Source organism: Sinobacterium caligoides, from assembly GCF_003752585.1.
GTDB lineage: Bacteria > Pseudomonadota > Gammaproteobacteria > Pseudomonadales > Sinobacteriaceae > Sinobacterium > Sinobacterium caligoides.
The window spans coordinates 994,527-1,010,896 of record NZ_RKHR01000003.1 but is presented as its reverse complement, the minus strand read 5'-3'; the positions used below and the strand labels follow the sequence as shown (position 1 = coordinate 1,010,896).

Annotated in this window: 17 protein-coding genes; 7 read left to right on the top strand and 10 right to left on the bottom strand. The window is 49.3% G+C overall.

Going from position 1 to position 16,370, the window contains the following annotated elements:
• Positions 1-168: 168 nt before the first annotated feature.
• Entirely contained in the window at positions 169-1,071 is a 903-nt protein-coding gene (locus tag EDC56_RS04595) for a LysR family transcriptional regulator (protein ID WP_123711311.1), read from the bottom strand.
• 114 nt (positions 1,072-1,185) lie between these two features.
• Between EDC56_RS04595 and EDC56_RS04590 the strand changes: the two genes are divergently transcribed.
• The 4 genes from EDC56_RS04590 to EDC56_RS04575 all read left to right on the top strand — a co-directional run bounded on the left by EDC56_RS04590 (position 1,186) and on the right by EDC56_RS04575 (position 4,970).
• Positions 1,186-2,550: an MFS transporter gene (locus EDC56_RS04590; protein WP_123711310.1), complete on the top strand. Its 1,365-nt coding sequence runs from the start codon at positions 1,186-1,188 to the stop codon at positions 2,548-2,550.
• Positions 2,547-2,945, top strand: a complete 399-nt coding sequence (locus EDC56_RS04585; protein ID WP_123711309.1) for a hypothetical protein — start codon at positions 2,547-2,549, stop codon at positions 2,943-2,945. Before EDC56_RS04590 ends, EDC56_RS04585 begins: the two co-directional genes overlap by 4 nt.
• A gap of 130 nt (positions 2,946-3,075) precedes the next feature.
• A complete protein-coding gene (gene zigA, locus EDC56_RS04580; protein ID WP_123711308.1) occupies positions 3,076-4,305 on the top strand; it encodes a zinc metallochaperone GTPase ZigA in 1,230 nt (409 codons plus the stop codon).
• Between the two features lie 122 nt (positions 4,306-4,427).
• Positions 4,428-4,970, top strand: coding sequence for a chorismate mutase (locus tag EDC56_RS04575; protein WP_123711307.1), 543 nt, complete (start codon positions 4,428-4,430; stop codon positions 4,968-4,970).
• Between the two features lie 30 nt (positions 4,971-5,000).
• Here EDC56_RS04575 and EDC56_RS04570 read toward each other — a convergent pair whose 3' ends face one another.
• The gene (locus EDC56_RS04570; RefSeq protein WP_211333557.1) at positions 5,001-5,588 is read right to left on the bottom strand and encodes a class I SAM-dependent methyltransferase; all 588 of its coding nucleotides are present in this window, start codon (positions 5,586-5,588) and stop codon (positions 5,001-5,003) included.
• 374 nt (positions 5,589-5,962) lie between these two features.
• Complete coding sequence (locus tag EDC56_RS04565) at positions 5,963-6,868, bottom strand: PhzF family phenazine biosynthesis protein (protein WP_123711305.1); 906 nt, start codon at positions 6,866-6,868, stop codon at positions 5,963-5,965.
• A 101-nt stretch (positions 6,869-6,969) separates the two neighbouring features.
• Here EDC56_RS04565 and EDC56_RS04560 point away from each other — a divergent pair, with 101 nt between their 5' ends.
• Entirely contained in the window at positions 6,970-7,896 is a 927-nt protein-coding gene (locus EDC56_RS04560; protein WP_123711304.1) for a LysR family transcriptional regulator, read from the top strand.
• 124 nt (positions 7,897-8,020) lie between these two features.
• On the opposite strand, the gene EDC56_RS04555 is transcribed toward EDC56_RS04560, so the two are convergent.
• From EDC56_RS04555 to EDC56_RS04530, 7 genes are all read right to left on the bottom strand, one after another.
• A complete protein-coding gene (locus EDC56_RS04555; RefSeq protein ID WP_148059308.1) occupies positions 8,021-8,848 on the bottom strand; it encodes a hypothetical protein in 828 nt (275 codons plus the stop codon).
• 385 nt (positions 8,849-9,233) lie between these two features.
• Positions 9,234-9,827 (bottom strand): LysE family translocator, encoded by a 594-nt coding sequence (locus EDC56_RS04550; RefSeq protein ID WP_123711302.1) that lies wholly within the window; start codon positions 9,825-9,827, stop codon positions 9,234-9,236.
• A 394-nt stretch (positions 9,828-10,221) separates the two neighbouring features.
• On the bottom strand, positions 10,222-10,722 hold the full coding sequence (locus EDC56_RS04545; protein WP_123711301.1) for a nitroreductase family deazaflavin-dependent oxidoreductase: 501 nt from the start codon (positions 10,720-10,722) through the stop codon (positions 10,222-10,224).
• A gap of 123 nt (positions 10,723-10,845) precedes the next feature.
• Positions 10,846-11,040 (bottom strand): hypothetical protein, encoded by a 195-nt coding sequence (locus EDC56_RS19380; protein ID WP_148059307.1) that lies wholly within the window; start codon positions 11,038-11,040, stop codon positions 10,846-10,848.
• Complete coding sequence (locus EDC56_RS04540) at positions 11,027-11,350, bottom strand: hypothetical protein (RefSeq protein ID WP_123711300.1); 324 nt, start codon at positions 11,348-11,350, stop codon at positions 11,027-11,029. The genes EDC56_RS19380 and EDC56_RS04540 overlap by 14 nt, the downstream gene beginning before the upstream one ends.
• A 276-nt stretch (positions 11,351-11,626) precedes the next feature.
• Entirely contained in the window at positions 11,627-12,073 is a 447-nt protein-coding gene (locus EDC56_RS04535) for a GNAT family N-acetyltransferase (protein ID WP_123711776.1), read from the bottom strand.
• A 286-nt stretch (positions 12,074-12,359) separates the two neighbouring features.
• Positions 12,360-12,989 (bottom strand): arylesterase, encoded by a 630-nt coding sequence (locus tag EDC56_RS04530; RefSeq protein ID WP_123711299.1) that lies wholly within the window; start codon positions 12,987-12,989, stop codon positions 12,360-12,362.
• Between the two features lie 96 nt (positions 12,990-13,085).
• Here EDC56_RS04530 and EDC56_RS04525 point away from each other — a divergent pair, with 96 nt between their 5' ends.
• Complete coding sequence (locus EDC56_RS04525) at positions 13,086-13,778, top strand: ABC transporter ATP-binding protein (protein ID WP_123711298.1); 693 nt, start codon at positions 13,086-13,088, stop codon at positions 13,776-13,778.
• Positions 13,771-16,275 carry an ABC transporter permease gene (locus EDC56_RS04520; protein ID WP_123711297.1) on the top strand — a complete coding sequence of 835 codons (2,505 nt, stop codon included), beginning with the start codon at positions 13,771-13,773 and terminating at the stop codon, positions 16,273-16,275. The genes EDC56_RS04525 and EDC56_RS04520 overlap by 8 nt, the downstream gene beginning before the upstream one ends.
• Positions 16,276-16,370: the final 95 nt, after the last annotated feature.

The window sequence follows — 16,370 nt, the reverse complement described above, 5'->3', positions numbered from 1 at the left end:
CTAGGTAAGGTGAACAATTCGGTATTAGCTAATTAACGTTAACCATGCCGTGCCATAACGCATTATGGCTTCGAATTAAAGCTAGATGGTCTTAGGCATTATAATGCCGAGGTATTCTGAGAGTTTTATTCACTAGCGTTGAGGGCGATAATTGAGGGGTAAGTGCTGTTAGCTGATCTTGCCAATTGGGCTTTGATGAAAATAACTCACTAGAAAATCTATCATCTCGCGATGAGCAGGCCCCATGAGCTTGGTGCTGGTAAATAGTAGCGTGACGGGTTGTGGTGGCGGGGTATATTGGCCGAGTAGCTCAACTAGCTCTCCTTTTTTGACTAGCGGGCTGGCCAGGAAGTCGGGCAGTTGGACGATGCCCCGACTCTGTAAGCAAAATGCTAGCAAGCATTCGGGGTCGTTCGATTCAATCTCCCCCCTGACTTTTGCTTGTACAGGTTTACCGTCAATTTGGTAAAGCCAGCGCCGGGGAGTGTGTTTTGCGCTATTGATTAAGCATCGATGGTGCTTTAGTTGTTCTGGTGTCTCAAGCTTACCATAACGCTCAATATAGCCTGGGGTGGCAAGGGTTTTAACTTGGTACTCCCCCAAAGTGCGTGCCACCAAGCTTGAATCCGCTAAGTCACCGACTCGTAGGGCTAAATCATAACTCTCTTCTGCTAAATCGACGACTCTGTTGGTTAAAAATAGCGACAGGTCGATCTCTGGATATTGCTCAGAGAATTGCGATAACACAGGCGTTAATACGTGCTTCCCTAGAATCAGTGGCGCAGTGAGTCTCAACTCACCTGCTAGTTCTGTCGTGCTTAACATCTCACCTTTTAGCTCTGCCACGTTTTGGCTAATTAACGCCATTTTCGCCAAATAGGCTCGCCCCTCACTGGTTAAGCCTATGCTGCGCGTCGTACGGTGTAGTAAGCGAACTCCCAGCCACTTCTCTAGCTCGCTGACTTGTCGGCTGACGGCAGAGGGGACTAGGTTCATGGCATTGGCTGCTGCAGAGAAGCTTTTATGCTTGACCACTTGTTGGAAGGTCGTTATTGCCTTAAAAAGATCCATGCCGCCTCATTATGCATAGTTAATCACTAATCTTGTGATTTTTACATTATTGATCATCTTTTGCGAACTATCTAGTCTTGTCGACACACTCCCTTTACCCAGATGAGCGTACCAGTGACTTACCGCCAGAAAATAGCCTTGGTCTTTTTACTCGGTTTCTTCCTCGATTGTATTAATATTTTTATGTCGGCAATCGCGCTGCCGTCGATTGCCAGAGAATTTCACACGGATACCGCCGCGGTCGCCTGGGTTGCCAACGCCTATATCCTCGGTATGACCTTGATCATTCCGATCAGCACTTGGCTGGCTAGCCAATATGGCTCAAGGCTTGTTCTCAGTGTCTCGATGGCTTTGTTTAGCCTCTCGGTGATTCTATGCGGCGGCGCTAGCTCATTACATGAGCTGATCGCCTGGCGCTTTCTTCAGGGAATGGGTGGTGGGCTGATGATCCCAATCGGTCAGTCATTAACGTTTAGTCTGTTTCAACACGATCAGCGTGCCAAGGTGTCGACGCTGGTGATGATGGTCGCTCTGATTGCCCCGGCAATATCGCCGATGGTCGGCGGATTGATTGTTGAGCATTGCTCTTGGCGCTGGGTGTTTTTCAGTAGCGCGCCGTGCTCGATCTTAGTGTGTTTGCTGGCATGGTGCTGGGTTCGTGATGATAGGCGGGCCGCAGTAGAGCGCCCGGATCTTCGCGGTTTGCTTATTGTCAGTGCAGCGTTAACGATTCTGTTAGCCGGCATGTCAACCTATGCGAATAGTCAGCATGGCCTGCTAGGGGGCGTCGTGGGTACCAGTGCTGTGCTCGCAGGGCTAGGGTTGATCCTGCTTTATATCAACCACGGTAAGAACCACAAAGACCCGATTATTCATCTAAGTTTGCTCAAGAATAACAAGCTGACGCTATCGATCATTATCTATTACGCGATCCCTGGTGTGTTCACGGGGGTTAACCTGCTCAATATATTCTTCTTACAAGAGGTATTGGGCTTTAGCGCCGATCAGGCCGGTATGTTTATGATTCTGTATGGTGTCGGTGCTTTTGTTGCCATTGTCGCCTGCGGCAGAAATTACAATCGTGTTGGGCCACATAAGTTATTCATTATTAGTTTACTGCTACACAGTACAGGCATTGCCACTTTGCTCTGGGTGCACCCCGGCTCGCCACTGACGGTCATCATGCTGGCGTATACGTTGATGGGGCTTGGTGGGGGGCTGGGTGCCAACTGCGCTCAGACAACGGCCTTGATGGACTTTGATGAGCATCAGATGTCCAAGGGCAGCGTGATTTGGAATATCAACAGGCAGGTTTCATTCTGTCTCGGCGCAGCTTTCTTTACCATGCTGTTCAAGCTTATCTCTGTGATGGCGCATCTCCCTAAAGCTGATGCCTACCACCTGACTTATTTAATCGCAGTCCTGATTGGCATGTTGCCACTCTTGTATATCAATAAACGACAAAAGGTCCTGTTATGAATGATTCAAAAGCGCTCGCGGCAGAGCATATACACACGCTTCACCACTGGATTCATCAAGTGTTTACCGATGCATCGGGAGAGGGGAGAGCGGTTATACCGCGATTGCTGGCCGCTTTTGATGCACAGTTCACCATGGTGACCCAACAAGGCGCTGTGATTAAGTTACCTCAGCTCAGCCAGCTGTTTAATACCAGCCTGGGTAGGCGTCCAGAGTTGGCGATCGTTATCGAAGATGTTGTGCCCTTTTCTGAGCATAATGGCGTCGTGACAATCCGCTATCGTGAGATCCACCGTGAAGCCGCCCTCACAGCGGAGCGAATCTCAACAGCCATCATTGATACCACCGGAGAGCAAGTACGTTGGCTCTACCTGCATGAAACACCGTGCGCTTGAGGTTAGTTGCCTCTATGTGTGGCCGCTAGCAGAGGGTTTTTGTGGGGCATAGGTAATCAGGCTTATACACTAAACACTATGTTATGTTATAACATCGCGTTTAGTTGAGATAACCCATGAGGCCCCCTTTATGCAAGCAAGCGCGACAGCAGCACTCCCCGTCACCGTTCTTTCAGGTTTCTTAGGGGCGGGAAAGACGACCGTACTGAGCCACATCCTGAATAACAGGCAAGGAAAGAAAGTGGCGGTGATCGTTAACGATATGAGCGAGATAAACATTGATTCTGCCATTGTACAGCAAGAAGTCAGCCTGAACCGCAGCGAGGAGAAGCTCGTTGAGATGAGTAATGGCTGTATTTGCTGCACTTTAAGAGAGGACTTGTTGGAGGAGGTGACTCAGCTCGCTCAAGATGGTCGCTTTGACTATCTAGTGATTGAGTCGACCGGTATCTCGGAGCCATTACCCGTCGCAGAGACTTTCACGTTTACCGATGAGAAGGGCATCTCTCTGTCTGATGTGGCCAGGCTGGACACGATGGTGACGGTTGTTGATGCGGTTAATTTTCTCAGTGATTACGACGCGGCGCAGGCCTTACAGGAGACGGGCGAGTCGCTGGGTGAAGACGACGAGCGGAGTGTCTCTGACCTGTTGGTCGATCAGGTGGAGTTCGCTGACGTCATTCTGATCAGCAAGGTAGACCTAGCGGAACGAGATGAGGTTAGGCGGTTAACCGCCATCTTAAAAACCCTGAATACGCACGCGAGGATCGTGCCGATTACCCAGGGGCAGGTGGATGTTGATGCGGTTCTGAATACCGGCTTGTTTGATTTCGAACGTGCCGAGCAAGCGCCGGGCTGGTTAAAGGAGATGCGCGGTGAGCACGTACCTGAAACGGAGGAGTATGGCATTAGTAGCTTTAGCTATTTAGCGCGTCGGCCTTTCCATCCGCAGAAGTTTCACCAATTTCTGCACAACACAGAAGGCTATGGCAAACTCATCCGCTCGAAAGGTTATTTCTGGTTGGCATCGCGACCGAAATTTGCCGGACAATGGAGCCAAGCAGGTGGTATTGCGCGTTATGGTTTTGCTGGCATGTTTTGGAAAGCGCTGCCGAAATCGAGCTGGCCAACCGACCCGGATTATCTCGCCTCCATAGAGCAGCAGTGGGTTGAGCCGTTCGGCGACATGCGACAGGAGCTTGTTTTCATCGGCCAAGGGCTGGATGCCGACAGGATGACTCGTGCTCTCGACAACTGCCTGTTGAGTGAAGAGGAGGTGCTTCGTGGTGCGGAATACTGGAGAACGTTGGATGACCCGTTCCCTGTATGGAGTTACACAGAGACCGATCCGGTTAACTAGCAACATCTAACGTGCTAACGAAGGCGCTGCAGCTGCCTTGCGTCCTACAGCGGTGCAGGGCACCTGCTCGTATCGGTTTAAGTAAAGCCCTGCATCATAAAGGGCAATGAGGTTGGTCAGAAATGAAATATATTGCATATTTCTTGTTTTCTATTGTTTCAGCTGCCGCCAACTCAGATGAGGTTTCATCTGAGTTGTTTAGCCTCATTAATGCACGTTTGAGCTACATGGAGGATGTCGCTATCTATAAGTCGAAAAGGCATCGGCCGGTTGAAGATCTCGAAAGAGAGAGGATTACTGTTGATAACTCTAAGCGTTCGGCGAAGAGAAATGAGCTTAATCCTGCGTATATTGAAGCTTTTTTTAAAGCTCAAATAGATGTTGCTAAAGCAATTCGGTTCCGTTCTAGGGCTGACATGCTGACTCACCCAAGCAGCAAGTTTCCTCGAGACTTAATAACAGATGTCCGCCCATGCTTGATTCACTTGGGGGATCAGATTACGGATAAGATGCGTGCCTATCTGGATGTACATGGTTCTTTTGAGTCGGCAAGTTTTGAAGAGTTTAACACCGCTATCAATGTGCAGTATGTGACGGCGTCAGATAAGCAGCTGCTATTTCGATCCTTACGCAAGGTGAAGTCGCTACAAAGGGAGGGGGAGTAAGCGGCAGCCATGGCGATCGACTTATTCCTTTCAACTTAATCTCGCAATACCTCTGATTGTTGGTCTTACTAGCGGCATCGATTTGCGCATGCTTTCACGCTTGATCTCGGTGATGATAAAGCCCGCTTGCTTAATGTGCTTCTCAGTCTCTCTGTTTAAGTGGCAGTTGCCGGCTAATTTTCGCCACAGGAAATTAACTCGCCCCTGCCACTTTCTGCGCTTTGTGCCTTCTTCTGCTGCCACATGCTCTAAAAAGATAAAGCGACCGCCGGGTTTCATGACCCTCTTTATTTCTTGTAAAGAAGCTTCGACATCATTCACTGAGCAGCAAACTAATGAGACGAAAACATGATCATAAAAATTATCTTCACTCTCGATTGCCTCGCTAGGGCAAGCTAAAATTGCTACATTACTTAAGTTGCTAGCGTTCACTTTCTCGGCCAATTGCGAGCGCATGTTGTGGTCAGGCTCAGCAAGATACAGCTCGAGAGAGGAGTTGTTTGGGTAGAGCGCAAGGCTCGCGCCCGTGCCAGCACCTATCTCTAACACTTTGCCATCAACGCCTTTTAGAAGATCAGCCCTCCATTCAATAAGGCAAGCTTGTTCAGTCGGCTTCATGATTTTGTCATATAATAACGCACCAAGAGATAACATAGTTTGAGCTCTTTTCTATAAGTGAGTGGCCTATTCATCCGCCGTTGCCGGTAGATGCCTGAGTTTAATATTCCGTTGACGAATAAAACAGTTTTTCTATCGGTTGGCTACCTTCTTTCGGTTAGCGCCAAGCTCTTATGCAACGCATGGCGCCCCAGACTCATCCGTTGTGGCTACTCGTGACGTACTCGTGACGTACTCGTGACGTACTCGTGACGTACTCGTGACGTACTCGTGACGTACTCGTGACGTACTCGTGACGTTGAGTCGATTCGCTGATTGAGCGTATGCGACAAGTTAACGACGCGGCGCGATTCCCCGCCGTCGCCGCTACCTAGCTAATAATCGATGCTGAGAGTCTGCGACACCTTGCCCTGTCCCCCCGCCATCAATTTTTGAATGCTATTGTTTTTCATTGATAGCTCCACGGTGATAAGGCTCGGCGATGCAGGCTCCATCAGTCGGCCTTGCTCAATCAAGAATGTTGTTTTCTGTGAGTGCAGATAATCATGTAAAACGCAGGCAAGAGGGCCTGCGGCCATGCCCGTGGCGGATTCCTCCTCGATGGCGTAGCGCGGGGCAAACATGCGGGTGGTGGCGTCATAATCCGCCGTTTCGGTGGTAAACACATAGTAGCCAATGAGGTTCAGTTTTTCGCTGATGGCTGAGATCAGCTCGAAGTTTGGTGTTAGTGCACGTAAGCTTTGTTGGTCTTTCACGCCGATGACGATAAAGCTATTGCCGGTGTTGGCGAGAGTAGGGCTTAGTCTAGGATCCAGGCTACCCTCGTTGATGCCTATTGACTGGAGCAGGTCGGCTACCGTGACACCGTAATTTAGCCAATCATCAGGCCCCCGATACTGAGGCGCTAATTGCTCCATGTAGGCTGCGCCGTCTCTGATTGTTATTTTGCGTGGCCCATCAACGGTCTCTTTTGATGTGTCGCCTTCCGCTACCCGGCCGAGCTCTGAGAGGTAGGAGAAGGTCGCGATAGTAGCGTGTCCGCAGTGGGCGATACGGCGGTTAGGAGTAAAAAAATCCAGTTTAAAGCCTTCGGTTGCTGAGCTGGATACGAACGCGGTTTCAGACAGGCCGATATTGGCCGCAATGTTCAGCATCTCCTTGTCGCTCAGGTGGTTGGCATCAAGGACCACGCCGGCGGGGTTGCCACCGATGCCGTTGGTGACGAAGCCATTGACGATCTGAGCGCTGATGGATTTTTTCATTGCTTGAGTTTTATTCATGATAACTTCCTGAGTAGATAAACTGTGTTGTGATTTTTATACTAATTTATTCTGATATTACGAAGCTGGGAACTCATATATGCATGAGATATACTCATGTTATGAATAAAAAAGAAACAATAGATCGGCTTGTCCAGGCCTCGCCACTGCTGGCTGCTATCGGCCAGGAGCTGAGCTTTACCAAGGCTGCTGAGCGCCTGGGTGTCGATCAGTCGGCCGTCAGTCATCGCATTCGATCATTGGAGCAGGCGCTGGGTCTTACCCTGTTCGATCGCACCACGCGCCAGCTGCGGCTGACCGAAGTTGGTGAGATTCTGTGTCATGCCGCCACCGATACGCTTGGCCGATGGGGTGTTGCACTGGATAAGCTGGCGCGTAGTCACTCGACCAATACGGTCCATTTGTCGCTGCCATCGTCGCTGGCGATGAAGTGGTTGATTCCGGCGTTGCCGAAAGCGCAGGCGAAAGACTTGGATATCTCGGTGACGGTGAGCGAGGAAACGGTCGACTTTATGGTTAAGGAGGCGGATGCCGCTATTCGCTTTGGCCCAGGCCCATACCCGGGCCTGCATTGCACGCACCTCTCATATTGCTGGCTATGGCCAGTAGCCAGCCCCGCCTATCTTGCCGGTCGAGCGACGGATGCTTTGCTGCTATCAGAGCCGAACACGACTTTTTTGGCCGATCAACGCGGTGAAACTGATAAGACAGATTTTAGTTGGCATTATTATTGTTCAAAAATAGCGGGTGTTAACGGCGTTATCTCCCCGGACCAGCAATTTGATCGTGCTGACTTGATGTTGCAGGGGGCCGTGGTAGGCATGGGGGTCGGCCTTGGTCGCACACTCCTTGTCGAGGATGATATTGAGGCGGGCTACCTTAGCTGTGTGGCTCGCTCGGTCAGGATGCGGTCGAGTTATTGGCTGGTCTGTTCAGCAAGCTTTGCCGAAACCGCGCGTTTTGAGAGACTGCGTGATTGGCTTATCAGCGAGATGCAAATAACACGAGAAAAAATACAGGGGACGTAGCGATCGATGACCGTGACAATAGCTGTCCCCTTTGGTTATGTCTAGCCTGAAACAACAGCGGTCGCTTTGTCGTGTTGTGTGAATAACTTATATTACCAGGGCTAATGTTCGCTAAATTAACTGATTAGCTCGACTTATCAGGCGAGCGACCCAGTAGGCAAAGTAATGCACCCACGCTGATACATAGCGCGATAACGGTAAACCCGGACGTGTAGTCACCAAAAGTAACAGAGAAACCATGACTAACAGTTTCTACTGCCTTCATTGAGTTTTTGCTGAAGAGTATGGTGGTGGCAGTTAACAGGCAGAGCGAGCCACTGATGAGCAGTATTAGGCCGGTAGTCATCTTCCAGTTTGCGCCTCTGTAAAAGGCCAGGCCCACTAAATAGAATATGAGTGGTGGTATGCAGAAAATACCGAGAAAGGAAGCCTTGTCGCCATCAGGGCCTGTTGCCGCAAAGAAGGAGAGGATTCCCATCATATTAATAAAGAACCCTGCGGCGATAAAACAACAGATACCAATGATGTTAAGAATGGTTCTGCTAGTCGCTGTGCGTTTAGGGGAGGGCTGTTGGGCGCCTTCGCCGGAAAAGTATTTATTTGCCTTCGGTGTGAAAAGGAAGAAAATATAAACTGAAATTAAGACTAATGAAGGTATGAGGGTCATTGAGAAGCCAGAGAGGATGGCGCCTATTAGCCATGCTAGAGGAGCAGATGCAGCATAGACAATACGACCAATGTGTTTCGCCTTAAGTATTAAGATGCCGCAGACAAACTTTACTATAGAAAGTACTAGCGCTAGTCCTAGTTGTATCGGTGTTAACGCTTCGCTTAGGCTTGCCGTTGCAGTGGCTGGTCGGTTATACATAAACACCATGCCTGCGAAAGCGCCTATGCCTCCTATGATGAACAGCCAACTAATGATGGTTATAGAGATGGGGCGTTCTTTCATTACAACTCCTTTGGTCTTACGCAGTGTCATGCTTTTATGATTTCAGCGCTGAACCGTTAATGATGGATAGATAATTTTAGGGTGTCAGCTAAACGCACGTGGCGGCTAATAATGGAACGAGTTTGCCCGTATGCTCAATCTATTTAAGCTGCCAGTATGGCAGATCATTACATTGATGCATGACAACGTCATCGCCATTACCTCGAACTAATGATGAGAGTCAATAGGGCGAAATAGCGCTTAGAAAAATCTCATTGAGCATTCTAAGCAACTAATAATTGCTGAGGTAATAATGGTCCGGCCAAGGCTACCCAGTTAAGTCTTCCATGCTTATCTCAGCAGCGTTGTAGGTGGCTATTAGATTTGTTTATGAGGGAGATATAAATTAACTAAACTGCGTGTACAGTAAAAAACAAGCGGTAATAATTAACAGGCAACCCATTGCAATATTGAAAGCCTTTAATCTGAATTCATTGCTGAGAAACAGAGTGACTTTGTCACCTAAAATAGACCAAGAAAACAAAGATAGGTAACACACTATAAAATATATTGATGAGAAGGTTAAAAATACTTGGTTGTTATTGGGCTCTGAAAACAATGATACGCCAGCGACACAGGCAATCCATGCTTTAGGGTTTAGCCACTGCAATAGAAAACCTTGGATGAAGGTTGGCTGCTTTTGCTTTTGTATATCAAGTTCCGGTTTTGATGAGGCGATTAAATAGCCCATATAAATAATGAATAAAGAGCCGGCAACCTCTAGGTATTTGAGAAAATCTGGGTATAAATTAATGACTTTGTCGAACCCTAGACCAATGAATAGTAGTAGTAGGGTGAGGCCGATCGTGGCGCCTGAAACGAAACTAAAGGTCTTACGAATGCCATAGTTTGCCCCCGAAGAGAGAATGATCATATTGACCGGGCCGGGTGAGATAGACATTGCCAGTGCAAATGAAAACATTGCGAAGAATAGAGACATATTTCTCCTAGATTTTATCAACTTAATGATGGCTGAGTGTGATGAGTGCCTAGCGTCGCAAGCGGTCGCTTACTTTGTCGGCTGGGCATGAAGCTGAGTCGGACCTTGTATGGCCACAACTGATTTGGATTCTTCAAATTCTACCGCGCCTAGGGTTGGCGCTTTATGACCCAGCTCAAATCAACATCATAGCTCGGGATCAATCCTTGCTAAAGGCGCTGTTTCGAATGAGTTGCCGCCTTATTCCAGCACATCGGAGGGGGGCTTTACAGCTGGCTTGAGCGTTAAGGTGTTGGTTTTGGTATCTATGTCGGCAGTGAGAGAATGTATGCAACGAATCAACGGTGGTTGAGTTGGTTGTTAAGGTTGCCGGTTCTATCTTTCCTAGTGCTGCTTAGTTACCTTTAAGTTCACAGATAAAAACCGGGATGTTTCTATCCGTTCGTGCCTGATAGGCATCAACATCGGGGTAGAGGCCGCAAAGATGTGGCCATAGCCTCGCCTTTTCTTCATCGCTAACTTGGCGTGCAATGTATGTTTTCTTAATTCCCATAACGAGAAAATCAATTTCCGGATGTGCCTTGACGTTATAGTACCAAGCTGGCGCGATATCCATGCCGCCTTGTGAGGCTATCATCAGCTCTTTATCTTTATAGGGTAAATGCAACAAGGGGACTTCACGCTTTACACCTGATTTAGCGCCTGTTGTTGTCACTATGCAAATCGGGCAGTCACTGGCTGGAAAGGTGTTCATAAGCCGGCCTTTACTGATTTTATATACCCAAATATTTAAACGTGAATACGCTTTTAGCATGCGCCGAGCCAGCCCCAGCCATTTTGATGGGATCTCCTGCACATCTTCGCGTTTTGTTTTTACGTAATCATAGGTCTTCATAGCAGTGGCTCAAGCTTCTTGGTTGAAATAGGTATATTTTAAAGCTAGCTTGGCCCGTTATGGTTGGGCTTAGTGCATCGTAGAGGGTGGATCTTAAGCAAGTCCATGCTAAGTCGCCAAGCTTTATTGTTGATTATTTAATGGATACAGTAACGTAATGTGGCTGTAATGTGAAGCTGCAAGCATATGATAAATTTGATTATTTGCGACGACTGGTGGTTGTGCAGGAGGGCGGTGGAATAATTCTTTGGCCTGATGCATAGCGCCGCTATTCAAGACTAGCGTGACAGCAATATCGAGCACTTCATTCTGCTTCAAGGTAAAGGCCCGATGCTAAAACAGCTGTTACGACGTCGTTTTTTTCTTTTGATTTCTCGTAGGACTCAGTCGTTTTATATTGTTCATCATCTACTGAGTTCCAGTTTTGGTGGTCATAGTTAATAACCGCAAGAATGTTTTCAATATAAACATGTTTGGCTTTTAATGAACGGCTAAGCAGTTGTATCGCCTCTTCAACAGATCTTGCTGGGACGACCGAACGACCATAATACCACTCACTGCCATCTTGTTCGTAGCTACTTTCTGGTGACACCTTTACCTTGGTATCAATAACCCAAAATTCTGTCATCTGATAAGTGCTCCCTGCTCTCCGTCTAACTAAGATACTAGAAATATCTTGATATTTGAACACAGGTATTAACTCGTTAGTTGTATGGCACTGCTTGCCGTTGTAGCGAAGTCCTATTTGTATTTCTGACAATGGTGCTTAGTTTTGTTATAGCTTGTGCTAATTAAGGGCGTATTAGCATGAAGTAAGTTCATGCTAATAATCACAGAGTCTAGTCGTGAATCCATTGACGGATACAGGTAGGTATCAGAAGTGTGAAGGGGGTAAATTAATATATTACTGAGTTAACTTCAGCACTACGCATGGGTAGCCATTATTCGTAGAATTAAACGTCCCCTCAACATTAAAACCTTCGCTATGGTATAGGCTTCGGGCGGCTTTATTACCCTCGAGAACGTAGGTTGTTGCCTTGGCCTCCATTATGTTTAATGCGTATTGTAACAAGAGACGCCCTATGCCTTTTCTAGACTCACCGGGCTCGACATACAACCATGTGATTTCATGCTCTATTAGACCGACAAAGCCAATAATTTCATTGTTCGCACAGGCGACAAATTTCTTAGAACTGGTGAAGTTTTCTAAGTCTTTTTTGTCAGTGGCTAGCGGAACAAACGCTTTTTCATCACATGAACCATCAAGCTCAACGGGTCTGGCTTTATCATGAATGTTACTAACATCTAGCCAGTCATTATTTTTATATTCTCGAATAACTATATCACTCAAGCCTATTCTCCTAGAGCGTTTTTTTGCACAAGAGTAACACTGCATGGGCGGCTGTGATAGCGTCATTGTGCATGTCTTGTTATCTGTGCGATTGACCTTACCTGACTACCCCCCCCCAAAAAAAATTAATCTATCTAACGGATTGTGACTAAGGGTCAAAAAAGGGTCAAAAAAGGGTCAAAAAAATAATCTCAGCTCGATGTAAAATTTTCCCGATACGTCTTTTTTGCTACTTTATTTCGACGATATAAAGTCTTGTTTAGTGCTGTGGTAGACCTGCCAAGCGTTAATTCCCCCCATTCACCAGCGGCTGTAGGTATTGCCACACCGTGGTAAGCATGATTTTTTGGCCGTCGGCATTGGGGTGCAGGCCGTCGGAGAGCATTAGTTGGGGTTGATTGGCGATGCCGTCGAGAATAAAGGGAATAAAAACGGTGTTGTAATCGTCACTGAGGGTGACATAGCTTTGGTGGAAGGCTTGGGTGTAGCGTTTACCGTAGTTTGGTGGGATGTGCATGCCGGCGAGGATGACTTGGGCATCAATGGCTTGGGCTTTCTTGATCATCTGCTGCAGGTTTTCCTTCATCGTTTTGAGCGATTGCCCGCGCATGCCGTCGTTGGCACCCAGCTCTAAAATGACGATGTCGGGGCGATACTGTTGCAGGGCGTCGTCGATGCGCTGGCTACCACCGCTAGTGGTTTCGCCACTGATGCTGAGGTTAGTGATCTGCCAGGGCAGTTGTTGCTGGCTGATCTTCTGCTGCAGTAAGTGGGGCCAGCCTTGTTCTGTGGGCAGGCCATACGCTGCGCTGAGGCTGTCACCAAACACGAGGATGGTTTTTTCGTTGGCGAAACTGATACCTGGTGACAACACTAGTACGACTAATAACAGGCGCAAAAAGGAGATTTTTTTCATGATTTATGATTAACTCGCTGCCATATACACGGATTTATAACGCTATATTATTTAACAATAACAACCAGTTTCACGTAGATCAACAGCAGGTGTTGCATGATACAGTTGAACGATGTCAGTCATCATATCCAAACCGCCGACGACCACCTGAGCATTTTGCACAATATTAATTTGACCATTGAGGCCGGCCAGTCGCTTGCGATTACCGGCAGCTCCGGCTCGGGTAAAACAACCTTACTGGGTATGTTAGCGGGTTTGGAAACGCCCACTAACGGCGAGATTATTGTCGACGAAGCGGTGCTGACCTCGATGAATGAGGATCAGCGGGCGTTGTTCCGCGCCAATAATGTCGGCTTCATTTTTCAGTCGTTTCATTTACTTGATGGCTTAACGGCGCTCGAGAACGTGTTGCTGCCCCTCGAGTTAGCAGGTGCTGAGGCCTCTGAGGCCGAAGCTGTGCATTTTTTACAGCAGGTGGGGCTGTCACATCGATTGACGCATTACCCTTCACAGTTGTCTGGTGGGGAACAACAGCGGGTGGCGATCGCCCGTGCTTTTGCCGCCAAGCCGCGCTACCTGTTTGCCGATGAGCCTACCGGTAACCTCGATCAGAATACGGGAGCAACAATTATCGACTTATTGTTTGCGATGAACCGTCAGCTCAATACCACATTAATCCTGGTAACCCACGAGCCTCGCTTGGCGAGTTTCTGCCAGCGCCACTGCCAGATCGAGAACGGTCACCTCACGGAGTTGGCGGTCACTTCGCCGGGGGCTACCGATGTCTAACAGCTTGAAGATGGCGTGGCGTTTTCTGCGCATCGATTGGCGCAGTGGTGAGTTGCAGTTGTTGTTTGTCTCGCTGTTATTGGCGGTGACCATCGTTGCTGGTCTCACCGGCTTTGTTGGTCGCCTCGAGCTGATGCTAGCGGGGGAGAGCAGCCAATTTTTAGCGGCGGATCGACAGTTACAGTCGCCGCGCGAGGTGTCACCGGTGTGGTTGCAGAAGGCAAGTGCGCTGGGGCTGCAGCAGGCTAAGCTGATTAACTTCCAGTCGATGCTGTACGCCGACGACGAGCCAATGCTGGTCAGCGTGAAGGCGGCATCACGACACTATCCACTGATCGGCAAGGTGAACATTCGAGACGGCTTGTACAGTGCCGAGTATGCGGTAGACGGTGGCCCGCCGCCGGGCGAGATTTGGGTCGAGCGACGGCTGTTACAACAATTGGATCTCGCTCTTGGTAGTCCGGTCTATATTGGCGATGCGCAGCTGATTATCAGCAAGGTCTTGGTGTCTGAGCCTGACCGTGGCGCGGGCTTTATCAGCATGGGGCCGCGGGTATTGATGCACTACCAGGATGTGGCGGCGACGCAGGTGATCAGCGAGGGCAGCCGTATCAGCTACGCCTGGTTGTTTGCCGGTGATGCTGCGGCGATCAATACATTTGAGCGATGGCTGGGGCCGCAGCTGGGTGAGAGCCAGCGTTGGCTGAGTTTGGAGGATAACCAGCCATCGATCGCGCAGGCGTTAACGCGGGCGAAGAGCTTCTTCTTGTTGGCTAGCAGTATGGTGATTGTGCTGGCGGTGATCGCTATCGCGATGACCAGTAATCGTTATTGCCAGCGCCATGTGAAGCATATTGCGGTATTGAAAACCCTCGGCGCGACGTCGGGGTATATTCGCCAGTTATATTCGCTGTTGTTATTGCTGTTATTTATTACCGTATCCTTGCTTGGTTGTCTGTTGGCCTATGGGCTGCAATACGGCTTACTCTCTCAGGTGGCGCAGGAGTTGGAGGTGGCGATACCACCGGTGGCTGCGATGCCTTTTGTACTTGGTGTGGTGGCAGCCTTGATCAGTTTGTTAGCGTTTACTCTGCCGGCGTTATCGACGTTGCAGGCGATTCCAGCGGTGGCGATCTTTCGCCAGTCGCGTCAGTCGATGCTTGGTTTCAGTCGCCTGAGTTTATTCATTGGCTTCGCCGGTCTGTTGTTGTTGCTGCTGCTGTATACCGAGCAGCTGTTGCTCAGTGCGGTGTTGATGCTGGCGCTGTTGTTGGTGTTACTGGTGATTGCTGTACCGGCTCGGTTGATCTTGAAATCGCTGCCGGCGGTGGGGGCCAGGGCCAATAGTGTTTGGTCGATGGCGTTGGCGAATCTGCGCCGACGCTTGTTTGCTAACGCGTTGCAGTTGGGGTTATTTGCGATCAGTTTGATGCTGTTAATCGTACTACTGGGCGTGCGCGATAACTTATTTAAGCAATGGCAGTCGCAGCTGCCGGCGGAGACACCGAATTTCTTCCTGGTTAACATTCAGCCGCAGCAGGTGGCAACGGTGGCCCAGTGGTTAGGACAGATGGGGGTGAGCACGGAGGCGATTTATCCGATGGTGCGAGGACGCCTGGTTGAGATTAATGCGCAACCGGTACGCGAGCGGGTGAGCAAGGACAGCTTTAAGCGCTCCGGTGCCGACCGCGAGCTCAACTTGTCCTGGGCGGAAGCACTGCCGGCGGATAATACCGTGCTCGCCGGCGAGTGGTTCAGTAGCGATGATCAGCAACTGGTCGACGGCGTTGGTAAGGTATCGGTCGAGTCGCAGTTGGCCGAGAAGCTCAATATCCAGCTGGGCGATCGCCTCACCTTTCGTATTGCCGCGGTTGAGGTTAAGGCGGTGGTGAATAATATTCGTGAGGTGGAGTGGGATCGGATGCGGCCGAACTTTTATATGTTGTTATCGAGGGCGAGCCTAGAAAGTTTGCCGCAGACGTCGATGACAAGCTTTTACCTGCCGGATCAGCAACACCGGCAAGTTGCTCAACTGCTGAAAGCGATTCCGACGGCGGTGGTGATCGAGGTGGATACGGTGATTAAGCAGATCCGCAGCATTATTCATCACGTGTCATTGGCCTTGCAGCTAGTGCTACTGTTTGTGGTGCTGGGTTCGGTCTTGGTGATGGTGGCGACCGTTCAGCACTCGCTCGATAGTCGTAAAAAAGAAAACACGGTGATTCGTGCCCTCGGTGGCAGCCGGCGATTGATCATCGGCAGCCTGATTGCTGAATTTGTCATCATCGGCCTGATGGCCGGCGTGTTGGCCACTGTCGGTGCAGAGTTGGTGTTACTGGCGCTACAGCAGTGGGTAATGAAACTACCGCTGACGCTGCACCCGGAGCTCTGGTATTTAGCACCACTGTTAGGCGTGACGATCGTCGGTTTAGCAGGTTATGTAGCCGCCAGACGCGTGACACGCGTGGCACCGATGCAGTTGTTGCGGGAGAGTTAGAGCGACTTTAGTGGCATGTTGGACGCAGGTAGAAAGTAGCACTCGACGCGTGAGACCTTCTGGTCTGACGAGCCGAGTGAGTTTATAGCAAAGGC

Bases quoted from the DNA above. Each gene is read 5' to 3' on its own strand.
- EDC56_RS04595 (WP_123711311.1), bottom strand. From the start codon at position 1,071: ATGGATCTTTTTAAGGCAATAACGACCTTCCAACAAGTGGTCAAGCAT.
- EDC56_RS04585 (WP_123711309.1), top strand. From the start codon at position 2,547: ATGAATGATTCAAAAGCGCTCGCGGCAGAGCATATACACACGCTTCAC.
- zigA (WP_123711308.1), top strand. From the start codon at position 3,076: ATGCAAGCAAGCGCGACAGCAGCACTCCCCGTCACCGTTCTTTCAGGT.
- EDC56_RS04575 (WP_123711307.1), top strand. From the start codon at position 4,428: ATGAAATATATTGCATATTTCTTGTTTTCTATTGTTTCAGCTGCCGCC.
- EDC56_RS04570 (WP_211333557.1), bottom strand. From the start codon at position 5,588: ATGAAGCCGACTGAACAAGCTTGCCTTATTGAATGGAGGGCTGATCTT.
- EDC56_RS04565 (WP_123711305.1), bottom strand. From the start codon at position 6,868: ATGAATAAAACTCAAGCAATGAAAAAATCCATCAGCGCTCAGATCGTC.
- EDC56_RS04560 (WP_123711304.1), top strand. From the start codon at position 6,970: ATGAATAAAAAAGAAACAATAGATCGGCTTGTCCAGGCCTCGCCACTG.
- EDC56_RS04555 (WP_148059308.1), bottom strand. From the start codon at position 8,848: ATGAAAGAACGCCCCATCTCTATAACCATCATTAGTTGGCTGTTCATC.
- EDC56_RS04550 (WP_123711302.1), bottom strand. From the start codon at position 9,827: ATGTCTCTATTCTTCGCAATGTTTTCATTTGCACTGGCAATGTCTATC.
- EDC56_RS04545 (WP_123711301.1), bottom strand. From the start codon at position 10,722: ATGAAGACCTATGATTACGTAAAAACAAAACGCGAAGATGTGCAGGAG.
- EDC56_RS04540 (WP_123711300.1), bottom strand. From the start codon at position 11,350: ATGACAGAATTTTGGGTTATTGATACCAAGGTAAAGGTGTCACCAGAA.
- EDC56_RS04530 (WP_123711299.1), bottom strand. From the start codon at position 12,989: ATGAAAAAAATCTCCTTTTTGCGCCTGTTATTAGTCGTACTAGTGTTG.
- EDC56_RS04525 (WP_123711298.1), top strand. From the start codon at position 13,086: ATGATACAGTTGAACGATGTCAGTCATCATATCCAAACCGCCGACGAC.
- EDC56_RS04520 (WP_123711297.1), top strand. From the start codon at position 13,771: ATGTCTAACAGCTTGAAGATGGCGTGGCGTTTTCTGCGCATCGATTGG.